At 36.8% G+C, this 3,966-nt stretch carries 3 protein-coding genes and 1 pseudogene; 3 read left to right on the plus strand and 1 reads right to left on the minus strand.

Annotated features, from left to right (window positions below):
• Positions 1-50 precede the first annotated feature (50 nt).
• Positions 51-869, plus strand: a complete 819-nt coding sequence (locus tag AC06OU_RS01865) for an ABC transporter ATP-binding protein (protein ID WP_475853589.1) — start codon at positions 51-53, stop codon at positions 867-869.
• Between the two features lie 577 nt (positions 870-1,446).
• Here AC06OU_RS01865 and AC06OU_RS01870 read toward each other — a convergent pair.
• Positions 1,447-2,499 carry an acyltransferase family protein gene (locus tag AC06OU_RS01870; RefSeq protein ID WP_475853590.1) on the minus strand — a complete coding sequence of 351 codons (1,053 nt, stop codon included), beginning with the start codon at positions 2,497-2,499 and terminating at the stop codon, positions 1,447-1,449.
• A gap of 99 nt (positions 2,500-2,598) precedes the next feature.
• On the opposite strand from AC06OU_RS01870, the gene AC06OU_RS01875 reads away from it, so the two are divergent.
• Together AC06OU_RS01875 and AC06OU_RS01880 are read left to right on the plus strand one after the other, a co-directional pair.
• Complete coding sequence (locus tag AC06OU_RS01875; RefSeq protein ID WP_475853591.1) at positions 2,599-3,225, plus strand: GDSL-type esterase/lipase family protein; 627 nt, start codon at positions 2,599-2,601, stop codon at positions 3,223-3,225.
• Between the two features lie 62 nt (positions 3,226-3,287).
• Positions 3,288-3,698: pseudogene (locus tag AC06OU_RS01880) on the plus strand (YugN family protein).
• Positions 3,699-3,966: the final 268 nt, after the last annotated feature.

A 3,966-nucleotide genomic window follows, 5' to 3' on the forward strand; every position in this document is an offset into this window, starting at 1 on the left:
GGAGCTCCGTTTTTTGCATATTTACTCCGTAAAACAGGAGGTGGCTGGAATTGATTTTAGAGGTAAAGGGTGGAAACTACTTTTATAAAAAAGTGAAGAATCCTAATGCTCAAGGTTTTGTATATTTGAATGATATTAACTTTGAGCTTCGTCCTGGAGAAATAATGTCTATTCTAGGTCCAAACGGTGCGGGAAAGACTACGTTGTTAAAATGTATGATGGGTTTACAAGAATGGAAAAGAGGAGCAACTTTACTAGATGGCAAACCACTTTCTCAGATGAATTCGAAGGAAGTTTGGACAAAAATTGGTTATGTACCTCAAGCATCTAGTATGACATTCAGCTATTCTATCTTGGATTTAGTGACAATGGGTAGAGCAGTATATATTCGTTCCTTTGCCCAGCCCTCTAAAAAAGACTATGCCTTGGCTTTAGAAGCCTTAGATTCAGTAGGCATCAAGCATTTAGCAGAGGAATCCTGCACATCTGTAAGCGGAGGGGAGCTACAGTTAGCGCTAATCGCCCGAACCCTAGTGGCAGATCCAGAGATTTTAGTACTAGACGAGCCGGAGTCCCATTTAGATATGCAAAAGCAAAAGGTGATCCTGCAAACAATAAAAAAACTAGCAAAAGAAAAGGGCTTGGCCTGTGTCATCAATACTCATTACGCAAATCATGCATTTTATCTAGGAGATAAAGTATTAATGGTTGCTAAAGAAATGCCTGTCATAACCGGGCCAGTTTCAGAGATTATGACGGAGAAAAATATTTTAGATTATTTCCAAATTGCTGTAAAGCGTCTGAGACATGAAATGGACGGACAAATTTATGAAACGGTTGTTCCTACGTATTTTGGCAATGATCTATAGGACGACTGGACAGCAGAGCATAAAGGACAAAAGAGTAGACGTTTCAATGTCTACTTTTTTTATTTAAAGAATCTATGTATGCGATAATAAATTATTGCATTTCATAAAGTAATTCATAAGTATTAATAATTCTGGGGTGACAAGCAGAAAATAAGGCATATTTGACCAGCTATAAGTTGAATGTATATTGGTTTCTGTATATAATAACAATAAATAAGCAAGTTAAAGGACTGGATACTGCAATATCCAGTCCTACAATATGCAGCCGCAGAAAGAGCGGTTGGTCCTAGGTCAGAAATAACCGTCAAACCTTTGCCAGGGGACGGTTATTTCTTTTTTATGAAGAAAATAATCAATGTCACTACGATAGAAAAAGCTGTTAGGAAGACAGCACTTAGCTGCATTAACAAATTAATCGATTCGTAAATTGTCATTGGCATCACCCCTTTGAAAGAAGTGACCGCCGCCCAACCTGGTATGCAATTGCACTTTCTATTATAACATATTTACGAACTAATGTTCTATTTTATTTGTGTAATACCTGTTTAAACATTAAAAAACCGCCATTTGGCGGTTTTTAAATCTCTATCTGCATTGGTCTTTTCGCGCGAATATCTCCGAGCAAAAATTTACCATATGGGATAACGTTTTGAATGATAATAGAAATAATGATTGGAATAACTGTACATAATATAGTGTAACCGACCACTCCGTATTCAAAGTAATCGTTCAAAATCATGTCCGTAAAAATATGTAAGTACATAATAGCTATGGAATGATTTTCAATTTTTCGTAGCCATTCCATTGAAAGAATTTTAGTAATTCTTTGGAAAAAGCCTACGATTACAATGATAAAGGAAATCGGGATAATTAAATCTAATAGCATATGATCATAACGAAGAAATTTCATACTCAGTTTGTAATTTATCAATCCATTTTGATCTAGTAGAATCATTCCAAAAGCTAACGCTCCTGCACTGAATAGCCAAGGCTTGGTGACGTTCATCCACAAAGATTTACCGTAGTAGCCTAATGAAAAGTATACAACTGCCATCAATACGACATCTAAATTCCATACCATTGGGATAGATTGTGCTGATTCTACTGCTGATTCACTGATTACTTCTCTAGCAAAAATACTTTGAAGATGCGCGGCAATATAGCAAAAGGCAAGGAGACTTATTTGTTGTACTTTGCTTAAATATTTTGTCATCCACATAAATAGTAAATAAGTAAAGAATAGAGTAGTAACAAACCAGAAAACTCCGTAAGCGCCCCGGACAAATCTACCAGCAATGAATAATTTCCACAAATCGTTTAAATACCAAGAAAAATCGTGATTTCCTTGGGATATTTCCATACCATATCGAATACCTGTAATCGTTAAAAGGAAAAATAGATAAGGTACCATTAGTTGCAAAAATCTTTTCTTTACTGTTTTATTAGATGATGTATCTTCTTTTATTTCCTTGAAGAAGATTCCACTCAATAGAAAAAATGCTGGCATATGAAACCAGTAAATATACTTTGATAGAGGGAAATCTAGTTCTCCAGGGTAGTGTCCTATAACAACGAGGATCATTAAAAAACCCTTTGTTACGTCTACCCATGTGACTCTTTTCTTGTTCATGATGTTCCTCCATAGCCGTCTCATATGTTTGTATAGCCACTTTTTAGTGAATATAAACTTAAAGAGAGAAAAAAATAATAGAATGGAGGCTTGATAAAAATGACAACTGTTGTTTGCTTTGGTGATAGTATCACAGCTAGAAAGGAAGGTAATCCAAGTTCTGCGCTTACATATAAGCTATCTCACAAATTACCGAACTATAATTTTATCAATGCCGGAGTCTCGGGCAATACAACTGAACAGGCGATTGAACGTTTCGCTGCAGATGTAATTGCTAAAAAACCTGACTATGTCACAATTCTTTTTGGTTCGAATGATTCTGCCACATATCGTTTAGTAGACTTAGAATTATTCAAGCGTAATATAACGACCTTTGCGAAGGTCATTAGTCCAAGTAAGACTATTCTTATTTCACCGCCTCCAGTAGACGAATCTTTGCAGGAGAATCGCTCTAATGAGTCCTTGCTACAATATACAACCGTTGTAAGAGAGGTAGCTGAAGAGACAGGTAGTCACTACATAGATTTTTTTACTGCTATGTATTCAAGAGAAGATTACAAAGAGCTACTAGTTGGTGAAAAGGGCGATGGTCTTCATTTTGGAGATGCAGGCTATGACATGCTGTCCGATTTAATCGCTCAAAAACTTATGGAGATAAACTTGCATCATCCTAAAAAGGGTTTATTGGAAAAGGTAATTGGCTTGTTTTTTGAAAAAGAAAAATAACGTATGTTATTACTGGCATTGGGAAACTCTATACATGAGTATCCAATGAAGGAGTGATAGCAATGCTTCAGTTAAACACAGAATTAGAAGGTAAGACAGCATTTTTTGGAGATTTACAAGATCGTATATCGAGTTTAGGTTATACAATCGGAGGAAACTGGGATTACCATAAAGGTAGCTTTGATTCTATTCTTTGACGCGAGGAAGGAGAAACCATTTATCTTCGAATTCCTTTTACGGTGACGCAAGGAGAACTTGATGATTATGAGGCGCATATTAAATTCCAATCTCCTTATTTAATAAAACATGTCGTTAACGTTGGTTTGGATAAGGATGAAAATTCGTTGCTAACCACTACAGGTTTTGATCAGTTTCAATCACCGATAGATCAGGACGGCAACATTTCCGACAAAAATCGCTGGGAGCATGCTGGCGAGCAGGAAGTAGAAAAAGTGCTTCGATTATTGCAATAACATTAATATAAGGGCTGTCTCACATAGGTGAGGTGGTCCTTTTGTTTGTTGGAGTAGAAAGCTCAAAGCTGGTAGGGGATAGGGTAGAAGATGTGGACGAGTCTGCGATGGATTGTCGTAAACGGATAGGCTTGAGGGGAGCAGGCGGTTGATTGTCGTAAATTATGGAGTGATTGTAGTAATCCGTGGATTGATTGTAGTAAAGTAGCGCGGGATTGTCGTAAATGGGATTGCTCGAGGGAAGCCTGGAAGTTGATTGTCGTAAATT

The sequence above is a fragment of the Psychrobacillus sp. genome, from assembly GCF_056205495.1.